The sequence below is a fragment of the Vibrio frigidus genome (assembly GCF_042465995.1).
Lineage (GTDB): Bacteria > Pseudomonadota > Gammaproteobacteria > Enterobacterales > Vibrionaceae > Vibrio.
Window position 1 is genome coordinate 71270 of record NZ_JBCDMC010000013.1, and the last position, 20500, is coordinate 91769.

Consider the following 20500-nt stretch of genomic DNA (forward strand, 5'->3'; position numbering starts at 1 on the left):
AGTAACCTGTCATAGGTTGCTTGTGTTTTATTAGATAACTATCAAAATTTTTACTGAGAAATCGAAAACCAATGATCGACTATTTTCCATCGCAAGATCCTATTCAAATAATCGACCAAGATGACTATATCTTAGTGGCTAATAAACCCGCTGGACTGCTTTCGGTTCCCGGTAGGCTAAAAGAGCATTACGACAGTCTCTGGAGTCGATTGGTGGTCGAGTACCCAGAAATTCAGGTCGTTCATCGTCTCGATATGGCAACGTCTGGTTTGATGTTATTTGCGTTAAGCAAAGATGCGGAACGACACATTAAGAAACAGTTTCAATATCGATTGACCCATAAGGTTTACTACGCAAGAGTGTGGGGTGACCTTGAACAAGATAAAGGGCTTATCGATTTACCTCTCATCTGTGATTGGCCTAATAGGCCAAGACAAAAAGTGTGTTATGAGCATGGGAAACCCTCTCAAACATATTATCAAGTGGTGAGTCGAGAAGCCCATACTACTTTGGTTCGATTACTGCCCATCACTGGACGATCGCATCAGCTGAGAGTGCATATGATGGCAATAGGTCACCCTATTATTGGCGATGAGTTCTATGCACATCCAGAGGCACAAACCTACACCAATAGATTAGAACTACATTCAACGGAGCTAAGTTTTTATCATCCAAGGAACGATGAATTAACCACAGCTTTTGTTGCATGTGATTTTTATAAAGAGGCAAAAAAAGAGATATTACAACACTTTACCGTAGATAAAGTGTTGCCAAATTATAAACTATTAAAAAATAATTAAGAATCAGAGAGCGCAATGTTATTCAATAGCGTTTATTTTGATTCCATCATTAATGTTGCTGCTGCCGCTTATCCTTGCGGTTTTACTACCAGTACATTAATCGGTGAGTTTTGGACAACTTTGCTTGCCACAGACCCGAGTACAACTTTATCTACTTTTGAACGCTTGTGGCTAGGCATGATGATTAAGTCTGCGCCTAGTTTGCTTGCGAACTCAAGAATAGTAGCGTAAGGCTTGCCTTCTGCTACATGTGTTTTATAGACCACATCTTCCTTTACATGCTGACTGGCAAACTTTTGAAGCTGTCGCTTAACGTCTTGCTTCATCTTATTTGCTGCATCTTTTGGAAAATAAGTCGCGACCATTGACATGTGAATACCAGGAAGCACAGTCAAAAGATGAACCTCTGCATTGGATGCTTTCGCATGCCAAACGGCCAGTTCTACCGCTCTATCTGAAAAGCCTTTATCATTTAAATCAACAGGAACAAGGATTTGTTTATACATTATATTATCTCTACATTAGGAGGGCGTTCACCCTATTTATCCCTATTCAGTTATTTCTGGCATTAACGATAAATTGTTAATGCCGAAAAATACTACGCGCTTAGTTCATCCTTACGAGCGCGACGTCTCTGATTTAACCCTAAACCAATAACTAATAGCAGTGCAGGTACAAATACCCACTCTTTCATTGGTCGTTCGGCTTGTACAATGACCGACTTGATTTCCCAATCGAAGTCGACTCCCGCAGACTCTGCTGGGCTGCCAAATTCAACCATGTCGACGATCATTTTATTGTCGGTTTCAACCAGCATCAAACCCATCGATGCAATTCGTTCTTCTGCACCTTTTGCGTCGTCTTCAAATGGTAAAACAACGGTTTTCTCGATGTATTTACCTTCTAGGTTTTCACCAGAGACTCTTAACTCAAGCGATTGTCCCACATCGAGATTTTCGGTAATTTGAGCTATCTCTACTCCTGAGTAATGATCTTTCGCTGGATAGACCATATCCCACCAAAATCCGGGTCTAAAGAAGGTAAATGTTAATATGAGAAGAAGCACCGTTTCCCACCACTTACTCTTAGTAAACCAATATCCTTGAGTTGCTGCTGAAAATATCAGCATAGCAATAATTGAAGACGCTACCGTTAGGAATAAATGCCACCAAGTGTCGACACCCATTAGTAATAACTGGGTGTTAAATACAAACATAAATGGCAAAATTGCCGTTCGTATATCGTAGGTGAAACCTTGTATACCCGTACGAATAGGGTCAGATTTCGCTATCGCCGCAGCGGCAAAGGCGGCGAGACCTACCGGTGGCGTATCATCGGCTAGAATACCGAAGTAGAATACAAATAGGTGAACAGCAATCAATGGGATGATCAAACCATGAGCGGCGCCAAGCGTTACGATGACCGGAGCCATTAACGTTGATACCACAATATAGTTTGCTGTTGTTGGTAGCCCCATCCCCAGCACTAAGCTGATGACGGCCGTAAATAGCAGCATTAATATGATACTACCGCCAGAGATGAATTCGACAAAGTCGGTCATGACCAAGCCAATACCCGTAAGCGTTACCACACCCACAACCGTACCTGCTGCTGCGGTTGCAACACCGATACCTATCATGTTGCGAGCACCTGATACAAGGCTTTCTGATAGGTCGACAAAGCCTTCTTTAATACTCTCTTTGATATCGCCTTCTTTTGCAAAAAACACCATAAGAGGACGTTGAGTTAGTAAGATGAATATCATAAAGACCGTTGCCCAGAAAGCCGAGAGCCCTGGGGAAAAACGCTCAACGGTTAGACACCAAACCAATACAACAATAGGCAACAAGAAGTGGAGACCAGACTTAATCGTCGGCCCAGCATCAGGTACTTCCAATAGCTCTTCGTCTATTGACATATGAGCATGCTCTTTATATCTGGCCGATATACTGACTAGGCCTAAATAAGCGAGAAGCAATACGACGGTTACGATAGGCGTTGCGGCAGCGCCGAACACGTCTTTTGTCCAACCTACGCCATAATAAACGGCGGCACCTAGCACACATAAGCCAAGGATCGAACCGACAAATGACAACATACTGTTTAGAAATTTTGGTGTGTGACGTCGCGGTAGACCGACCATACCTGCCTTACATGCTTCTAAGTGAACAATGTAAAGTAAAGCGATGTATGAGATTAGAGCGGGTAATATTGCTGCCTTGATAACTTCCACATAAGAGATGCCGACATATTCAACCATTAAGAAGGCAGCGGCACCCATAATCGGTGGTGTTAATTGTCCATTGGTAGAAGCGGCAACCTCTACGGCACCAGCTTTTACACCAGAGAAGCCAACACGCTTCATTAAAGGGATGGTAAATGTGCCAGTGGTCACTACGTTAGCAATAGATGAGCCGGACACTAAACCGGAAAGGCCTGATGCTACAACCGCGGCTTTTGCAGGGCCTCCGCGCATATGACCAAGTAGAGAGAAGGCGACTTTGATAAAGTACCCTCCGGCGCCAGCACGATCAAGCATTGCACCAAACAGTACAAATAAAAATACAAAAGAGGTAGAAACACCTAATGCAACACCAAACACACCTTCTGTTGTTAACCAAAGATGAGACATTGCTTTATTTAAGCTCGCTCCTTTGTGGGCAATAACATCTGGCATATAAGGGCCAGCGAAGGTGTAAAATAGAAATACGGCGGCAACCACCATCAATGGGGGACCTAACGCTCGGCGCGTTGCTTCCATAAGGAGCACCATACCAATAACAGCAGCAACAATATCAAATGTTGTTGGCGCACCGGAGCGATCGGCGAGCTCGGCGTAAAACAAATAGATATAACATGCAGAAAAGCTACCCGCTAACGCTAAAACCCAGTCGACCAGAGGAACTCTGTCACGTGATGAATGGGTAAGTGCTGGATAGGCCGTAAATGCTAGAAAAATAGCGAATGTTAAGTGGATAGATCGGGCTTGTGTGTCATTAAGTACGCCAAAATTGAAAATAAACGGTAATGGTGATGCGTACCAAAGTTGAAATAATGACCAGCAAAGCGGCACAAACCACAAAACACGGCCAGGAACTCCTTTCGGGTTTCGGGCACCGGTATCGGATTGGGCCACCATTTCTTGCACATCTGGAGACGGTTTGGTTGTCTGCGTCATGTACTTTATCCTTATATTGATGGTCTATTGTTGTATGCCAAAACAAGAGTGAAATATGTTTAGGTTATAAAAGGTCAAAGATTCTACCTTTCAAACAGAGCGGCTCCGTTTTAGCTTAGTACAGCAAATTGATTTATCTGAAAATAGTGTTAAAGAAAGTCTTTAACAAATAAATTGATAAGGAGGCAAATGCCTCCTTAAATTAACGAATAACGTAAAAATAACTATTTAAGAAGGCCAACTTCTCTGTAGTATTTCTCGGCACCAGGGTGTAGAGGAATAGAGATACCTGCTTTTACCATATCTTCTTTTTTAAGGTTGGCGAACGCAGGGTGCAGGCGCTTGAAGGTGCTAAAATTCTCAAAGACTGCCTTAGCTAAATTGTAGGCAACTTCATCTGAAACATCGGTTGTGGTAACCATCGTTGCGGCAACACCGAAGCTATTAATATCCCCTTCGGTACCACGGTAAGTTCCTGCAGGTAGAGCGGTATAAGTATAGTATGGATTATCACCGACAATCTTATCTACTTCAGGGCCCGTCGCGGAAACAAGTTTCGCATCACATGATGTTGTTGCTTCTTTGATAGAGCCATTTGGGTGACCAACCATATAAATGAACGCATCAATTTTGTTATCACAAAGTGCTTGTGATCGCTCTGAACCTTTCAACTCTGAAGCTAGCTTGAAGCTGTCATTTGTCCAACCAAATGCATCCATTACAACGCCCATCGTTGCACGATCACCAGACCCTGGGTTACCAATGTTTACGCGCTTACCTTGAAGGTCTGCAACGCCATTAATTCCTGAATCTGTACGGGCTATGATGTTAAATGGTTCGGTGTGTAAGGAGAACATTGCACGTAACTTTTTAAATTCACCTTGCTCCGAGAATTTGCTTGTTCCGTTGTATCCGTGATATTGCCAGTCAGACTGAACAACACCAAAGTCTAGTTCGCCTGCACGCATGGTGTTGATGTTATAGATCGAACCACCAGTAGATTCAACAGAACAACGAATGTTATGGGTTTTGCGTCCTTTGTTTACTAGTTTACAAATTGCGCCACCCGTTGGGTAGTAAACCCCAGTGACAGAACCAGTACCAATAGTAATAAATTCCTGAGCGTTAACTGCGCTTGCACCCAGTATTGTTGCTGCAATTACACCAACTTGGACAAGTTTTCGAAATGCCATGAATGTTCCTTTTTATTTATTATTTATCCTGTAGTGCTTAAGTCTAGCTGTTACAGGCGCTTCCTGTTTGGAAAAGGCACCTTTTTCAATCAAATTCATGAAAAAGTGGCCGTATGGTAACAAAAAAAGGGTTCTACTTATAATAATCCTAACTAAATCAAAGGTGAACTTTGTGCCACAGAGGGAGAGTGAACGATTGGTTTTTTGTTTTACACAGAAAAATCAGTCACTTAGTATAATGACTGATTCATGCAAGGAGAGTTTTTATTTGTGACATAAGTCACGGTATCAATGGTGCTTTTTTAGCAACTATGGACTTTTGAACTATCGGCCAAAGAAAAAACATATTGGCACTGCATAGATTCAAGTATTAACCAGAGTATTCAAAAAGTGAACAAACGGAATCAAACAATTGCTTCGTCGTCACATTCATCGTTGGTGTAATGAATATGGTGTCATCGCCCGCGACAACGCCCAATATACCTTCTGATTTACCTAAGGAATCTAAGAGTCGAGCAATGAGTTGTGCTGCGCCAGGGCCAGTATGAATGACAACAATCGCATTGTTGTGGTCTATGTCTAAAACAAGTTCACGTAATGGGCTAGACGTAGTAGGAACGCCAAGCTCAGCAGGCAAACAATAGACCATTTCCATTTTGGCATTTCTCGTCCTTACCGCACCAAATTTGGTGAGCATTCGAGATACCTTGGATTGGTTAATATTGTCAAATCCCTCTAATTTCAGAGCATCAACAATTTCACCTTGAGAACCAAATCGTTCTTCTTTTAATATTGATTTAAAGGCTTTAACTAAATTATCTTGTTTTTCTGTATTGCGCATGATGTTTTATTCGTCTCATACCATTCAATGGCTGCATCTTCTCACATTCTCTCTCCATTCATCAAATAATCCCCCGAAATTTGTTATTTTTATCACTCTATATAGCGACAAAAAATTTTAGAGTTGCTACATCTCATCTACATTTACCATTACGGGTAAGTTCTAGATTTCAATACGACTTTTGTAGCACGTCATATGTGAGTTGCGCTAAGTCGCAAAGCTGAAGTTAATTAATTGTAATCGATTAATGATTCATTTAATTTCGTATGTATACCCTATATTAACAACATAAAATTTACGTGAATCAAAATTAATCTTAACTTATCAAGGAGAACTACTATGAAAGTAGCCGTTATTGGTGCTGCAGGTGGAATTGGACAAGCTCTAGCTCTTTTACTAAAAAACCAACTTCCAGCAGGTACTGATTTAGCCCTATATGATATCGCTCCAGTTACACCGGGTGTTGCCGCTGATTTGAGTCATATCCCTACCCCTGTCTCTATCAAAGGTTACGCTGGCGAAGATCCAACTCCAGCACTTGAAGGGGCTGATGTTGTGCTTATTTCCGCTGGTGTTGCTCGTAAGCCTGGTATGGATCGCGCAGATCTTTTCAATGTAAACGCAGGGATTGTTAAATCTCTGGCAGAGAAAATTGCAGTGACTTGCCCTAAGGCATTGGTTGGTATTATTACTAACCCAGTTAATACAACGGTTGCTATTGCAGCAGACGTATTAAAAAAAGCGGGTGTATACGATAAGCGTCGTTTATTTGGTATTACAACTCTTGATGTGATCCGTTCAGAAACCTTTATTGCGGCACTAAAAGATAAAGATCCATGTGAAGTTCGTATTCCTGTTATTGGTGGCCATTCTGGTGTCACGATTCTTCCTTTGCTATCTCAAGTTGAAGGTGTAGAGTTTACTGACGAAGAAGTTGCTGCATTAACTACGCGCATTCAAAATGCAGGTACTGAGGTTGTGGAAGCAAAAGCCGGTGGCGGTTCTGCAACGCTTTCTATGGGCCAAGCAGCATGTCGCTTCGGCATCGCTTTAGTTAAAGCGTTAAGTGGTGAAGAAGGTATCGTTGAGTGTGCATACGTTGAAGGGGCTGGTGAACATACTCGTTTCTTCGCACAGCCTGTTAAATTAGGTAAGAATGGTGTCGAAGAGGTATTAAGTTACGGTGTATTGAGTGCATTTGAGAAGCAAGCGCTTGATGGCATGTTAGATACGTTGAACGGTGACATTGCTAAAGGCGAAGAGTTCGCTAAGTAACAATAAGTCATTCAGCGATTAAAAGGCAGCGTATCTACGCTGCCTTTTTTGTTACTATTGTCTCGCCCTAAGCTGTCTTCGTCCTGAATTGTATTGAGCAATACGCTTGTGTTAGGTTAATTATGTCTATATTGATGAAAAAATTGGAATCGTTATCGCAGGTTGGTAATGATGCTGAAATGAAAATTGCAATTCAGCTTTTATTACTTGATACCGACATATCTGAAATGAGCGCTATTGCACTTGGTAAGCGTTGTGGGGTTAGCAATGCCTCTATCGTTCGTTTTGCTCAGAGTTTGGGATATAAGGGGTACTCGGTGTTTAAGTTCGACTACATGGCATTGCAAGCGCAACGAAGTAGCCGTTCATCGTATAGTGACCTTAGCAGAAGTGGCTCGCTGAAAAATATCATCAAAACTTCGTCTTATTTATTAACAGAAAGTTTAGAGCACAGTGTTGAGTCATTGGCGGCAGATAGAATAGAAGAAGTGTCGAATTTATTTTTTGACGCACAATCCATTGTTATTTTTAGCCTTGGCTCATCATCTGTGGTTGCGTCTCATATCATGCAAAAATTTATGCAGTTGAATAAGTCTGTGCGTTTCCAATCAGATAGTTATTTACAAGATGGCTTCGCTCGACAAATAGGCGAGAAAGATGTGGTATTAGTATTGAATGCAAATGGTGAAGTGGAAGAGATTGTCTCTAGAGTAGAGGTCGCGAAGAAATCAGGGTGTAAAATTATAGCGATTACCCGCGGTGGCCAATCGACGTTAAATGATCTTTCTGATGTAACTCTTCCTTTCTTTTATAGCGAAGAGCATCTCGATGTGATGAGCAGTGTTGCGCAAATCTCGCAAATGGCTATATTCGATATTGTTTTCTATAGATTGATATCTTTGATGGCTGAAAAGGACAGCGCTATAGATGAAAAGAGAAAGCAGACAATATTTGAATTAGGCACAATATAGAAGAGGCTGATTAGAATCCTCTTCTTCTATACCTTTCGCTCAACTGCTTATTCTAGGTCAGCGTCTTATTTATTTCGTTTTACAGCCAGATGGGCAAGGGCAATCAATGCGTCTTTATATTCTGATTCCGGCAAGATACTAAGCTCTGCAATGGCTTTGTCTGCTTCGTTATAGGCCAATTGAGTGGTGTATTCGAGAGAACCAGTTTCTTGCATAACCGCTAATATATCATCCAACCTCTCCATACCATTGGCTTTTTCTATTGCCTCACGAATCATCATGCGTTGCTGTTCGTTACCGTTTTGCATGGCATAGATAAGAGGAAGGGTAGGCTTTCCTTCAGCTAGGTCATCACCAACGTTTTTTCCCATCTCTTTTCCGTCGGCAGTGTAATCAAGTACGTCATCAATCAACTGGAATGCCGTACCTAGGTATTTACCGTAGTTCTGCATTGCGAGCTCAACATCCTCAGACGCGTTGTTTAGAATGGCACCTATTTGAGTGGCCGATTCAAATAACCGAGCTGTCTTGGAATATATAACCTGCATATAGTTTTTTTCAGAGGTATTAGGGTCATTGCAGTTGATCAACTGTTGCACCTCACCCTCAGAAATTACATTTACCGCTTCACTCATTAATGAAAGGATCTTTAAGGATCCTAAGCTTGTCATCATTTGGAAAGAACGAGTGTACATATAATCGCCTACCAAAATGCTAGAGGCATTACCAAAGGCTATGTTAGCGGTCTCTTTCCCCCTACGCATATCTGATTCATCAACAACGTCATCATGGAGTAAGGTTGCGGTATGGATAAACTCAATAAACGCAGCCGCCATTTGGTGATCATTTCCTTGATATCCAAGTGCTTTCGCCGACAAAAGGGCAAGAAGTGGGCGAATACGTTTACCACCACCACTAACAATATAAAAACCTAATTGGTTTATTAATGTTACTTCTGAGTTCAATTGAGCTTGAATTATTTCGTTTACTTTTACCATGTCACTGGCAGTAAGTGCTTGGATAGCTTTAAAATCCATCTTCTTTCCGGCTGAGTTCAGTTCCCATAAGGGCATCTGTTTCTAATAATTGTCTAATATTACACTAAAAAACATTGAAAATTACACCATCTAAAGGCATGATTCTCCCACTTTTGTTTGGCGATTATCTTTTCGCCATTTTTTTACAAATATGGCTTGTCATAGGAAGTACATTCACGTAGAATCTGCGCCCTATTGATGATTAGTTTAGCGCACACCCCAAATGCTCGTACAATTGCATAGGCTGTGCGGAAAAAGCGGAGTAAAAAATGTACGCTGTTTTCCAATCTGGTGGTAAACAACACCGAGTAAGCGAAGGCCAAACCCTTCGTTTAGAGAAATTAGACGTTGAAACTGGCGCAACAGTTGAGTTCGATACTGTTCTTATGGTCGCTAATGGCGAAGAAATTGCTATTGGTGCTCCTCTTATTGAGGGCGGTAGAGTAACTGCGGAAGTGATTCAGCACGGTCGTGGCGATAAAGTTAAAATCGTTAAGTTCCGTCGTCGTAAGCACTCTCGTAAGCAACAAGGCCATCGTCAGTGGTTCACTGAAGTGAAAATCACTGGTATTAGCGCTTAATTTAGTTAGGAGAGATATACAATGGCACACAAAAAAGCTGGCGGTTCTACTCGTAACGGTCGCGATTCAGAAAGCAAACGTCTTGGCGTTAAGCGTTTTGGTGGCGAATCAGTTCTAGCGGGTAATATCATTGTTCGTCAACGTGGTACTAAGTTCCACGCAGGCACAAACGTTGGTATCGGTAAAGATCATACTCTTTTCGCTCTATCTGAAGGTAAAGTGAAATTTGAAGTTAAAGGTCCTAAAAACCGTAAATTCGTAAGCATCGAAGCTGATTAATTTTTAGTTTCAAGCTGAATTTAAAAGCCCTGCCGATTAGGCGGGGTTTTTTATTTATAGCAGAACATAAATAAAGAGATGTCTTGGACTAAAGAGTTTTTTCTTTATGTTCTATTGAGCAGATAGTAATTGATCTTGGGTGATCGATCTGATTGATGTTGGATCTGCTAACATTATTATTATTCCTTTAGGATGATAGTTACACCCAGTGCGGAGTAAGAGATGAAATTCGTAGATGAAGCGGTTGTAAAAGTAGAAGCGGGTGATGGCGGCAACGGCATTGTAAGTTTCTGGAGAGAAAAATTCATCACCAAAGGTGGCCCGGATGGTGGCGATGGCGGTGATGGTGGTGACGTATATTTGGTCGCCGATGAAAACTTGAATACCCTTATTGATTACCGTTTTCAACGTTTTTATCCTGGCGAACGTGGCCAAAATGGTAGTGGTGGTAACTGTACTGGTAAGCGTGGGCAAGACAAAGTTCTTAAAGTACCTGTTGGTACACGTGCAGTAGATATACACACTAATGAAATTGTTGGTGAAGTTGCTGAGCACGGAAAAAAAGTGATGATCGCAAAAGGCGGTTGGCACGGCTTAGGTAATACACGTTTTAAATCTTCTGTGAACCGAGCTCCCCGTCAAAAAACAATGGGTACTAAAGGTGAAGTGCGTGAACTGCGTTTAGAGCTGCTACTGCTTGCTGACGTAGGTATGCTAGGCTTGCCTAATGCAGGTAAGTCGACCTTTATTCGTTCTGTGTCTGCAGCTAAACCTAAAGTCGCTGATTATCCCTTTACAACCTTGATCCCTAGCTTAGGTGTGGTGAGTGTTGTTCCTGGAAAGAGCTTTGTCGTTGCCGATATTCCTGGTTTGATTGAAGGCGCTGCAGAAGGTGCGGGACTCGGTATTCGTTTTCTCAAGCACTTGGAGCGTTGTCGCGTTCTATTGCATATGGTTGATATTCTGCCTATCGATGGTAGTGATCCTGTGCAGAATGCACTTACTATCATTGACGAACTTGAGCAGTACAGTGAGAAAGTATCGCAAAAACCTCGTTGGTTGATCTTCAATAAAATTGATCTTCTTCCTGAAAATGAAGCAAATGAGAAGATTCAAGAAATAGTGGATGCTTTAGGATGGGAAGATGAGTATTTCAAGATCTCCGCTGTAAACAAGAACGGGACCAAAGATCTTTGTTATAAGCTGGCTAATTTCATGGATGCGCTTCCAAGAGAAAAGCTTGAATTGACTGAAGAAGATAAAGTCGACTTTATGTGGGATGACTACCATAAAGATGCCATATCTGGCAAAGATGTCATCACAGAAGATGGTTGGGATGATGATGATGACGACGATTTAGATGATGGTCATGTTATCTATGTTCGTGACTGATGTTCTCTAAATCAATATTCTCAATGAAACCGCGACAGTATGTTGCGGTTTTTTTATGCTCAAATCATATTATACGTATGAATTTTGAGGCAATATATAGCGTATAGGCGAGTTAGATCGATAGGTAGGTATAAAATGATACTAAATTGGGAAAATAACTAAGCTACAAACCTCTCGCCGCGATAACAACGCTTTTATCTCGAACAAAATTTAATCACGAAAGATCAACAGACCCAAGTATAAGGACATTAAGTGGACACAAATATGAGTATAGAGGATAAGCAACGCGCTATTTCTCGGTTAGTTGCTCAAGCAGGACAGATGTTGTTGGCTCATGGAGCAGAAAGTACTCTGGTTGCGGATATTATGCGACGCATGGGCTTAGCAAGTGATGCTGACGAAGTAGAAGTGTCTTTGTCTGCTAATTCAATTGTCGTGACGACATTTATTCATGATCGTTGTATGACGACGACAAGGCGAGCGCCAGATCGCGGCATAAATATGCGCGTTGTTACTCAAATTCAACGTATCTGCATCATGATGGAGAAAGGGCTACTAGATTACTCTCTGGCACAGGATAGATTGAATAAGATCAGTCCTGCTAGGTATAATCGTTGGTTGGTTGTTCTAATGATAGGACTATCTTGCGCATCATTTAGCCACTTGGCTGGAGGTGATTGGTCTATTGTCTCGATAACCTTTTTAGCCTCAGCTATTGGAATGGTCGTAAGACAAGAGATCGGTCATCGGCACTTTAACCCTTTAATTAACTTTGCTGTAACGGCTTTTGTCACCACACTTATTTCTGCTCAAGCCATGGTATATGGTATCGGTAACCATCCTTTTATCGCAATGGCATCTTCAGTATTGATGCTGGTGCCTGGTTTTCCATTGATTAATTCTGTTGCTGATATGGTTAAGGGATATATAAACATAGGTATTGCCCGTTTTGTAATGGGAAGTTTGTTAACACTGGCAACCTGTTTAGGTATTGTTGGCGCAATGACGCTGGTCGGCGTCTGGGGTTGGGTAGGATAATGGAAATAGTAATTGGTCTTCTAAATGATATGTTTTTTGCCTCTATTCCTGCAGTAGGTTTTGCTCTTGTATTTAATGTGCCACAAAAAGCACTAAAGTATTGCGCGGTTGGTGGTGCGATTGGACATGGTTCAAGGTATCTGATGCTGCAATATGGTGTACCTATAGAATGGGCGACTTTTTTTGCTGCGACAATCGTTGGTATGATTGGTGTTTATTGGTCTCGTAAGTTTTTGGCTCATCCCAAGGTATTTACCGTCGCGGCACTAATACCTATGGTTCCTGGTGTCTTTGCTTTTAAAGCCATGATCGCATTAGTAGAGATAAATCATTTAGGTTATACCCCTGAATTGGTGTCGGTATTGATGGAGAACTTTTTGAAAGCGATGTTTATTATCGCAGGGCTTGCCATTGGGTTGGCGATGCCAGGGTTACTCTTCTATCGACGCAGATCCGTGATTTAAACGAGAAGTATCATAAAATGAAAATCAGCATGATAGCCGCAATGGCGAAAAACAGAGTTATAGGTAAAGAGAATCAAATGCCTTGGCATTTACCCGCTGATTTCGCTTGGTTTAAGCGATGTACTATGGGTAAGCCAATTATTATGGGTCGTAAGACCTATGATTCTATTGGCCGTCCTCTTCCTGGTCGGCAAAATATTGTCATTAGTCGCGATGTATCGCTAGTGATAGAAGGTGTCGATTGTGTTACTTCGGTTGAACAGGCGGTTGGGCTTGTCACTGAGTATGATGAAGTGATGATTATTGGCGGTGGGTCTATCTATCAAGCGTGTTTAGATAAGGCGGACTGCTTGTATTTAACCTACATAGAATTAGATGTAGAGGGTGACACCAAGTTTCCTGATTGGGGAGACGAGTGGAAAGAGACCTATTCTGAGTCGTTTTTAGCGGATGAAAAAAATGTTCATAATATGCGGTTTGTTGTTCTTGAAAAATGAGACTCCTTGTACATGTAGATTCTATGTACAGTAGGACCTAATCGGTTTGTTTAAGCTAATTGCTCTGGGGTTTCTGACAATTAGCTTAAGCTGTCTTGGCTGAAAAAGGTTTTATCTTCCCAGCGTAGCATGGTTAAAGTGCCACCCCAGACACAACCAGTATCTAAACCTATCGCGTGTTTATTTTCAAAACCGGACAGAGCGGCCCAGTGACCAAATAAGATGGTTTTATCCAATTTTATTCTCTGTTTTAGTTTGAACCAAGGGACCAGTTTTTTAGATGTGACGTCTTGAGGAGGGAGCTTGCATAGCATATCTAGCCGACCATCTGTAAAGCAAAAACGCATGCGAGTAAAGGCGTTAATAATGTACCTATAGCGCTCGATTCCTTGTAGATTCTCATCCCAATAATCTGGTGAGTTAGCATACATTTCTTCTATGAGCCATCTCCAGTTATCCCCTTGCAGTTCAGCTTCGACTTCTTTAGATGCTGCACAGGCTTGTTTTCTATCCCATTGAGGTGAGATGCCCGCATGGCAAACGACAAACTCGTCATGCTCAGCAATCAACGGTTGATGCCTAAGCCAATCTAGAAGTTCATCTCTATCTGGTGCCGAGAATATAGGCAGTGTTCGGTCTTTTTTCTTTTGTGGGTGAATCCCCAAAGAAACGGCAAGTAAATGTAGATCGTGATTACCTAAAACGGTTATCGCCGCAGAGCCAAGAGACTTAACGAATCGCAGTGTCTCAAGGGATTTAGGACCTCGGGCGACTAAGTCACCAGCAAACCAAATAGTGTCGTTTTTCGGATCGAAATTGGCCTTGTTTAATAGTAGTTGTAACTCATCAAAGCAGCCTTGAATATCACCAACAATGTAGTTCGCCACGTAATTACACTCTTTAATTTAAAATGTTTGGGATAGCTAAGCTAAACGGATCGATCTCTACGATGAATTCAGCACCGTCTGCATCATTCATTATGTATTGACCTTGCATTACACCAACAGGCGTCTCTATTGCGGTTGCACTTGTGTAGGTGTAGTCGTCGTTACTTTTTATGTAGGGTTGCTTCCCGACAACACCATCACCTTCAACTGTCATCTGCTTTCCATCTGCATCCGTAATTAACCAGCGTCTTCCAATGAGTTGAACCGTCTGGTTACTTAGATTTTTGATGGAGATGATGTAGGCAAACACGTACCGTTTATGTTCCGGTTGAGATTGCTCTTCTACATACTTAGCGTGTACTTGGCATTTGATACAAGGTTGAATAACGTCCATGTTCACCTCAATAGTTCAATTGTCGATAATAGCGTTGTGGGCTTCTTATTCTAGCTGTGATGTTTCTCTAACCAGTTTGCCATGTCGACAAATTGCTCAAGGGTTAAATTCTCAGGGCGCATACCTGGATTGACACCTAGAGCTTCTAATGTTTCAGTATCTAACAAGTGCTTATAGCAGTTTCTGACTGTTTTACGTCTTTGGTTGAACCCATCTCTGCATACTCTATCTAACCATTTTAAGTCAGTTGCAGGATAAGGAATCTCTTCATAGGGAACCAAACGAACGACGGCTGAATCTACTTTAGGTGGTGGGATAAAGGCGGTTGGTGGCACTTCTAACACAGGCACAACTTTGCAGTAATATTGAGCCATAACGGTCAATCGACCATATGTTTTACTACCAGGGCCTGCGGCTAATCGATTGACGACTTCTTTTTGTAACATGAAGTGCATGTCTTGAATATCTTTATGAAACTTAAAGAGATGAAACATTAATGGTGTAGAGATGTTATAAGGCAAATTACCAAATATACGTAATTTATTGTTTGGTTTAATCAACTGAGTAAAGTCAAATTTCATCGCATCACCTTCATAAATCGTCAGTTTGGACGAAAGATCGGGGTGATTACGTAAACGTTCAGCTAAATCTCTATCAAGTTCAATAACGGTAAATTTATCGATCTCTTTCCCAACGGGTTCTGTAATTGCACCAAGTCCTGGTCCAATTTCAACAAGGTTTTGCCCGGGTAAAGGGTTGATAGCAGAAACAATACCATCAATAATATAGGGGTCATTCAGGAAGTTTTGACCAAAACGTTTACGCGCTTTGTGTCCCAAGTGGACATCATTTCTCATTATTATCTCTCAATTAAAGGACCCTTATTAACAAAAGGTTTTTTTTCAACTAATTCTATCGCGTGTTTAAGGGCTGTTTGGAAACTTCCTGTGTCCGCTAGCCCTTTTCCTGCCAGATCCAGTGCTGTACCGTGATCGACAGATGTTCTTATATAGGGTAGACCAAGAGTAATGTTTACTGATCGTCCAAAACCTTTATATTTCAACACAGGTAATACTTGATCATGGTACATACCAAGCACGGCATCTGCGTCTGTTAAATATTTTTCATTAAAAATGGTGTCTGCCGGTAACGGCCCAATTAAATCAAAATCACACTCAGCCCTAAGCTTTTCAAGGGTTGGGGTGATCGTTTTGATCTCTTCATCACCTAAACATCCATCTTCTCCTGCATGAGGATTGAGTCCACATACATAGATTTTAGGCGCTTTGATGGCGAACTTATTGACCAAGTCGTCATGAAGGATGCGGATTATACTCTCTAGCCGCTCTGCTGTAACGGCTTTTGATATATAAGCTAATGGTAAATGGGTAGTGACTAAAGCAACACGCAGTCCTTCTGTTGCTAACATCATGACTACTAAGGGCGTATTTGACTTCTCAGCAAAGAATTCGGTATGCCCACTGAAAGCGACACCGGCTCGATTGATCGCGCCTTTATGGACCGGACCGGTTACGACAGCGTCAAATTCTCCGCTCATACACCCATTATTGGCCCGTTCTAATGTCGCTAAGACGTAGTGGCCATTTTTTTCATTCAATTGACCCGCGATTGAAGGTTCAGCTTGTGAAATATGATCAACAAGCAGTGATCCTGCCTGTTGGGGTTTTGCCGCGATGGTTACATCGTAATCGACAAGCGTTACATTGATCCCAAGCTCTGCTGCTCTTTGAGCTAACAAGGTTTTATCTGCACAGACCACGATCTGGTGTGTCCAATTCGATTGTGATAAAGCTAAGACAAGATCTGGCCCTATTCCAGCGGGCTCTCCTGCTGTGACGATAATTCTTCTGGTCGACATTATTGTTCTTCACCTTCGCCATTTTCAATAAATTCAACAAACGCACTGGCTCTTATTTCTTGCATCCAAGCTGAGGCTTCTTCATTAAATTTACGATTGAAAAGAATTCTATAGGCTTTATTGGTCAGTGCTGTATCTGTTTTGTCAACTTCACGTCGATCAAGTACTTCAACAATGTGCCAGCCGTGAACGGTCTTGAACGGCTCACTTATTTGACCAATGGGTAATATCTCTACTTGGTGTTTAAATTCTGGGACATATAGATCTGGGGTTTGGTAGCCCAACTCCCCATTTTTAGCCGCAGAACCTGGGTCTTGACTGTGTTGCTCTGCGAGCTCACCAAACTTGATCTCTCCAGATTCGATGCGACGAGCGTAGTTCTGTAGTTGTTTTTGGGCGCCTTCATCACTGAGTATTACCGAAGTTTTGATCAATATATGGCGGGCATTAACTTCTGTGACTGCGACAGTTTCTAACCCTCGAGTATCCGTGATTTTGATGATATGAAGCCCAACACCACTTCGAAATGGCCCAATAACCGCTCCTTTTGCCTGCGTTGTTATTTGATCCGCAAATATTGTTGGCATTTCTTCTTTACGTAGCCATCCCCAATCACCACCTTCTAATGCTTTAGGTCCTTTTGAGTAACTGATTGCCATGGTAGAAAAATCTTCACCCTGATCAAGCTTCTTAATAATATCGTTGGCCTCTTTCTCAAGTGCTTGTTTGTCGGTACCCTCTTCAAGTCGCAATTGGATATGTTGAAGTCGATATTGTACAGAGGCGTTGGTCTCGGTAGCGAGTTGTTCGGATAAGCTCTCTACTTCTGCTGGTAATATGTTGATTCTACGACGAACGAGTGCATTACGAGCTTCGGAAATCGCAATCTCTTTCCTGACTTGCTCTCGAAACGTGGCATAACTCACCCCATCTTCGGTGAGCGAGTTTTGTAGTTGGTCGACAGTTAGGTTTCTTTCTTTGGCGATTTCTTGAACCGCTTGATTCAAACGGTTGTCATCGATCTTTACCCCAAGGCGTTCTGATTCTTGGAACTGGATAGTATCGACGATAAGCTTTTCTAATACTTGCTCACGTAATACGTCGATATCTGGCAAAGCTTGGCTGCCTTTCTTCGAGTTGGTTTCAAGCGTGACAATCGCGATATCAATATCACTTTGCAATATGACACCATCATTTACGATGACCGCGACTCTATCTAGCTCAACGGGTGCTGCCATGCTTGAGGCTGACAGTACAGATAAAAAAACTATTAGGGTGTGTTTCCACATTTTCATTTAATGTATACCAATAAATTCGTCTTGCTCGATGGCAAGACTGTTAATTTCCAAGAGAGAAAGGTCGACTATAGCCTAAAGCGGCATTAGATGAATCGACACCAGCTAAACCTGAACCACCGGCTATCGTTTGGCCAAAGCCTACAATACCAAAATTCACCGTAAAGTTTTGTTCATAGGTCGGTGAGCCAACCCCTATTTCATCCCAACTGTAGAGTTGATTGCTGTATGAGAAGCCGATATACCAACAATCACTGGTATAGTTGACTCCTGCTAACCACTCAAGGTTCACTTTTTCGTTGGTATCGTAGAAATACTGTCCATTTAGCTTCCAACTTCGGCCAAGGTCATAAGCGGTGATAAACCCTAACTGGCTGACACCTTCACGTGTGTAGGATGTATAATCATCTTCGCTGATAAAGTCGACATTGTTAGCAATATAATCTAGTGAAACGTAACGATAGTTTAGTTGGCTGTACCCACCTGAGTATCGATATTCCAATGTGCTATCAGCAAGTTGTACCTTAGATGACGCCGTGTCGAATTGAAATCCACCTTGATAATAAAGGTAGTCATCGTAGTTAAACTCAGTATCCAATGCCCAAGCTGAATAAGATGATGATTTTTCATTTGAGACGGAATCATTATAGGAATCATTGAGGTAGAGAATCTGTCCAAATGAGAGATTCATTCTCTCTTTAAATTCATCATCAAAGAAACGCGTAGATGCACCATAGCTGAATTGATTTGCTGGAGCAATATAGTCAACACTGCTGTATTTTTTACTGCGAAAAAGCCCGTCGTAATCAAGTTGTAGCTTGGTTGTATCGTATCCAGAATAGATTTCCGATTGATCCTCTTCAGGAATATACAAATACTGAATCTGCGGTTCAAGTGATTGGGTATAGCCTAAAATTTGAGAGGTATCTCGCTCTAGATACAATCCTGAATGAATTCTTATCTGAGGAATGGTTCTTGAAACCTGTTCTTCGTAATCATTGCTTGTGGTTAGGTTGTCAAGATCTTGCTCATAATAGGTTTGAAACAGCTTTGCTTCAGCAGTAAACGTGCCCCAAGTCGTGGATAGCGGCAAGGCTAGCGTTGGCTCAAAGTGTAAACGAGTAGCGGATGGGCTATCTGGGTCATCCGTTTCGAATCGACTGACATGGCTTAATAAATTAAAATCGAGCTTAGAGTAAAAGTGGGGTGCGTAATAGTTGTATTCTAATTGAGGCATCAAACGATAGGGATAGCTGCCGGTTGACAATACCTGAAAGTCTCTTACCAATAATGTGGTATCCCAACGTTCGGATCGGTATGATACTTCGCCAGATTGAAGCAGTTGCCCGTCTTCACGATTACCTATATTAGAATCGATGTCGGTAAAATAAGTGATATCACTGACTTTTGAGTAGTCAATTTCAAACTTCCATGCCTCTTTAAATACGCCTGTATGACTCCAGTTAAAACCCCAGCGGTCGCCTTTATCGAGGTATTTTTTGTCATCAGGAAGATATTCTGTACTGAATGAGCCGGAACCTATACCTGTGAGGTAACGAAACTTCGCATCAAGTTGCGTACCGCGTTTCTCCATGTAATTAAAATCAGTTTGTAGATCGTAATTAGGAGCAAGGTTCCAATAGACGGGAACGGTCAGTCCGAAACCATTTTTACTGTCTAAGGAGATGGCTGGGTATAGGAAACCTGTTTTGCGGGTATCACCGATCGGAATAGTTAAATAAGGCAGATAAAAAATGGGAACCGAGAGAACCTCAACTCTTGGATTAAACAGCGTTGCCTCTTCATCAATCTGATCAATTTCAATCGACGACGCTCTTAGTCTCCATGAATTGTCACCTTCTGGACAGGAAGTGATCGTGCCATCTTCCAGTTCATAAAATGCTTTATCTTTACGATAAATAACCTTTGCGTCACCACGTCCATCCTCACATAGAAACTCATATTGAGTGTTTTCCAGTGTGGCAACGTCTGAATCTAGACTCGTTGTGGCTTTATCCGAAATGGTTTTGATCTGGCCATCATAAGAATGCACATTACCTTCAGCAACAACAATATTATCTTGTTGGTGTAAGGTTATTGTATCAGCGGATATGCGCTTATGTCCTTGGGTTATAACAACCTCACCAGTATAGGTCGCTTTATCGCCATTTATCGCTTCGACGTTATCAGCTTCAACATGCACAGGGACTTCTGTGTCATTTTTGGTGGATGAATCCACAATCAAGCATTGATCTGTAGAGGGCATTTCCTGCACACTAGGGTCTTGTGACGTTTCAGCTTGAGTTGTTGGCACGAATACGGCTGCACTAATAGATGCAGCTAACAGTGTGCGAGGGAAAAGTAGCATCGAGTTTAACTATCCTGTGTAACTTGATTCATTCAGAGGTCAAATAGACCTGTTCTGATATAAAATGTTCCTTATAATAACCTGAACTTGTGATGATGGGCATCAAAAACAATCTTAACTATTGAGTTGTG

20 protein-coding genes are annotated in these 20500 nt (G+C 41.8%); 9 read left to right on the top strand and 11 right to left on the bottom strand.

All coding sequences use genetic code 11. The features are described 5' to 3' along the window. The first annotated feature begins 71 nt into the window (after window positions 1-71). Window positions 72-800: a pseudouridine synthase gene (locus tag AACW90_RS19515; protein WP_390237851.1), complete on the top strand. Its 729-nt coding sequence runs from the start codon at window positions 72-74 to the stop codon at window positions 798-800. A gap of 68 nt (window positions 801-868) precedes the next feature. On the opposite strand, the gene AACW90_RS19520 is transcribed toward AACW90_RS19515, so the two are convergent. From AACW90_RS19520 to argR, 4 genes are all read right to left on the bottom strand, one after another. After that, window positions 869-1306, bottom strand: coding sequence for a universal stress protein (locus tag AACW90_RS19520; RefSeq protein ID WP_390237853.1), 438 nt, complete (start codon window positions 1304-1306; stop codon window positions 869-871). 92 nt (window positions 1307-1398) lie between these two features. Beyond that, window positions 1399-3978, bottom strand: a complete 2580-nt coding sequence (locus AACW90_RS19525; protein WP_390237856.1) for a TRAP transporter permease — start codon at window positions 3976-3978, stop codon at window positions 1399-1401. Between the two features lie 224 nt (window positions 3979-4202). Further along, on the bottom strand, window positions 4203-5171 hold the full coding sequence (locus tag AACW90_RS19530; protein ID WP_390237858.1) for a TAXI family TRAP transporter solute-binding subunit: 969 nt from the start codon (window positions 5169-5171) through the stop codon (window positions 4203-4205). Window positions 5172-5541: 370 nt separating this feature from the next. Beyond that, a complete protein-coding gene (argR, locus tag AACW90_RS19535; protein ID WP_275135463.1) occupies window positions 5542-6012 on the bottom strand; it encodes a transcriptional regulator ArgR in 471 nt (156 codons plus the stop codon). A gap of 339 nt (window positions 6013-6351) precedes the next feature. Here argR and mdh point away from each other — a divergent pair, with 339 nt between their 5' ends. Further along, window positions 6352-7287 (top strand): malate dehydrogenase, encoded by a 936-nt coding sequence (gene mdh, locus AACW90_RS19540; protein ID WP_390237861.1) that lies wholly within the window; start codon window positions 6352-6354, stop codon window positions 7285-7287. Between the two features lie 122 nt (window positions 7288-7409). Further along, on the top strand, window positions 7410-8258 hold the full coding sequence (locus AACW90_RS19545) for a MurR/RpiR family transcriptional regulator (protein ID WP_390237863.1): 849 nt from the start codon (window positions 7410-7412) through the stop codon (window positions 8256-8258). A 65-nt stretch (window positions 8259-8323) separates the two neighbouring features. On the opposite strand, the gene ispB is transcribed toward AACW90_RS19545, so the two are convergent. Beyond that, window positions 8324-9295, bottom strand: a complete 972-nt coding sequence (ispB, locus tag AACW90_RS19550) for an octaprenyl diphosphate synthase (RefSeq protein WP_390237865.1) — start codon at window positions 9293-9295, stop codon at window positions 8324-8326. Between the two features lie 269 nt (window positions 9296-9564). On the opposite strand from ispB, the gene rplU reads away from it, so the two are divergent. From rplU to folA, 6 genes are all read left to right on the top strand, one after another. Beyond that, window positions 9565-9876 (top strand): 50S ribosomal protein L21, encoded by a 312-nt coding sequence (gene rplU / locus AACW90_RS19555; RefSeq protein ID WP_195706572.1) that lies wholly within the window; start codon window positions 9565-9567, stop codon window positions 9874-9876. A 21-nt stretch (window positions 9877-9897) separates the two neighbouring features. Then, complete coding sequence (gene rpmA / locus AACW90_RS19560; protein WP_195706573.1) at window positions 9898-10155, top strand: 50S ribosomal protein L27; 258 nt, start codon at window positions 9898-9900, stop codon at window positions 10153-10155. Window positions 10156-10377: 222 nt separating this feature from the next. Next, window positions 10378-11547, top strand: a complete 1170-nt coding sequence (cgtA, locus tag AACW90_RS19565) for an Obg family GTPase CgtA (RefSeq protein ID WP_390237868.1) — start codon at window positions 10378-10380, stop codon at window positions 11545-11547. A gap of 270 nt (window positions 11548-11817) precedes the next feature. After that, window positions 11818-12585 carry a threonine/serine exporter family protein gene (locus tag AACW90_RS19570; RefSeq protein ID WP_390237968.1) on the top strand — a complete coding sequence of 256 codons (768 nt, stop codon included), beginning with the start codon at window positions 11818-11820 and terminating at the stop codon, window positions 12583-12585. Further along, window positions 12585-13049, top strand: coding sequence for a threonine/serine exporter family protein (locus AACW90_RS19575; RefSeq protein ID WP_195706575.1), 465 nt, complete (start codon window positions 12585-12587; stop codon window positions 13047-13049). The genes AACW90_RS19570 and AACW90_RS19575 overlap by 1 nt, the downstream gene beginning before the upstream one ends. Before the next feature lie 17 nt (window positions 13050-13066). Beyond that, on the top strand, window positions 13067-13546 hold the full coding sequence (folA, locus tag AACW90_RS19580; RefSeq protein WP_390237871.1) for a type 3 dihydrofolate reductase: 480 nt from the start codon (window positions 13067-13069) through the stop codon (window positions 13544-13546). Between the two features lie 80 nt (window positions 13547-13626). On the opposite strand, the gene AACW90_RS19585 is transcribed toward folA, so the two are convergent. From AACW90_RS19585 to lptD, 6 genes are read right to left on the bottom strand one after another with little or no spacing between them, the layout of a single operon-like run. Next, window positions 13627-14433 (bottom strand): symmetrical bis(5'-nucleosyl)-tetraphosphatase, encoded by an 807-nt coding sequence (locus AACW90_RS19585; protein ID WP_390237874.1) that lies wholly within the window; start codon window positions 14431-14433, stop codon window positions 13627-13629. 13 nt (window positions 14434-14446) lie between these two features. After that, window positions 14447-14827: a Co2+/Mg2+ efflux facilitator ApaG/CorD gene (gene apaG, locus AACW90_RS19590; RefSeq protein ID WP_390237876.1), complete on the bottom strand. Its 381-nt coding sequence runs from the start codon at window positions 14825-14827 to the stop codon at window positions 14447-14449. A 50-nt stretch (window positions 14828-14877) separates the two neighbouring features. Then, window positions 14878-15684, bottom strand: a complete 807-nt coding sequence (gene rsmA, locus AACW90_RS19595) for a 16S rRNA (adenine(1518)-N(6)/adenine(1519)-N(6))-dimethyltransferase RsmA (protein WP_195706579.1) — start codon at window positions 15682-15684, stop codon at window positions 14878-14880. 2 nt (window positions 15685-15686) lie between these two features. Then, window positions 15687-16706, bottom strand: a complete 1020-nt coding sequence (pdxA, locus tag AACW90_RS19600) for a 4-hydroxythreonine-4-phosphate dehydrogenase PdxA (RefSeq protein ID WP_390237880.1) — start codon at window positions 16704-16706, stop codon at window positions 15687-15689. Next, entirely contained in the window at window positions 16706-18001 is a 1296-nt protein-coding gene (gene surA, locus AACW90_RS19605) for a peptidylprolyl isomerase SurA (RefSeq protein ID WP_390237883.1), read from the bottom strand. The genes pdxA and surA overlap by 1 nt, the downstream gene beginning before the upstream one ends. Window positions 18002-18044: 43 nt before the next feature. After that, window positions 18045-20369, bottom strand: coding sequence for an LPS assembly protein LptD (gene lptD, locus AACW90_RS19610; RefSeq protein WP_390237886.1), 2325 nt, complete (start codon window positions 20367-20369; stop codon window positions 18045-18047). Window positions 20370-20500: the final 131 nt, after the last annotated feature.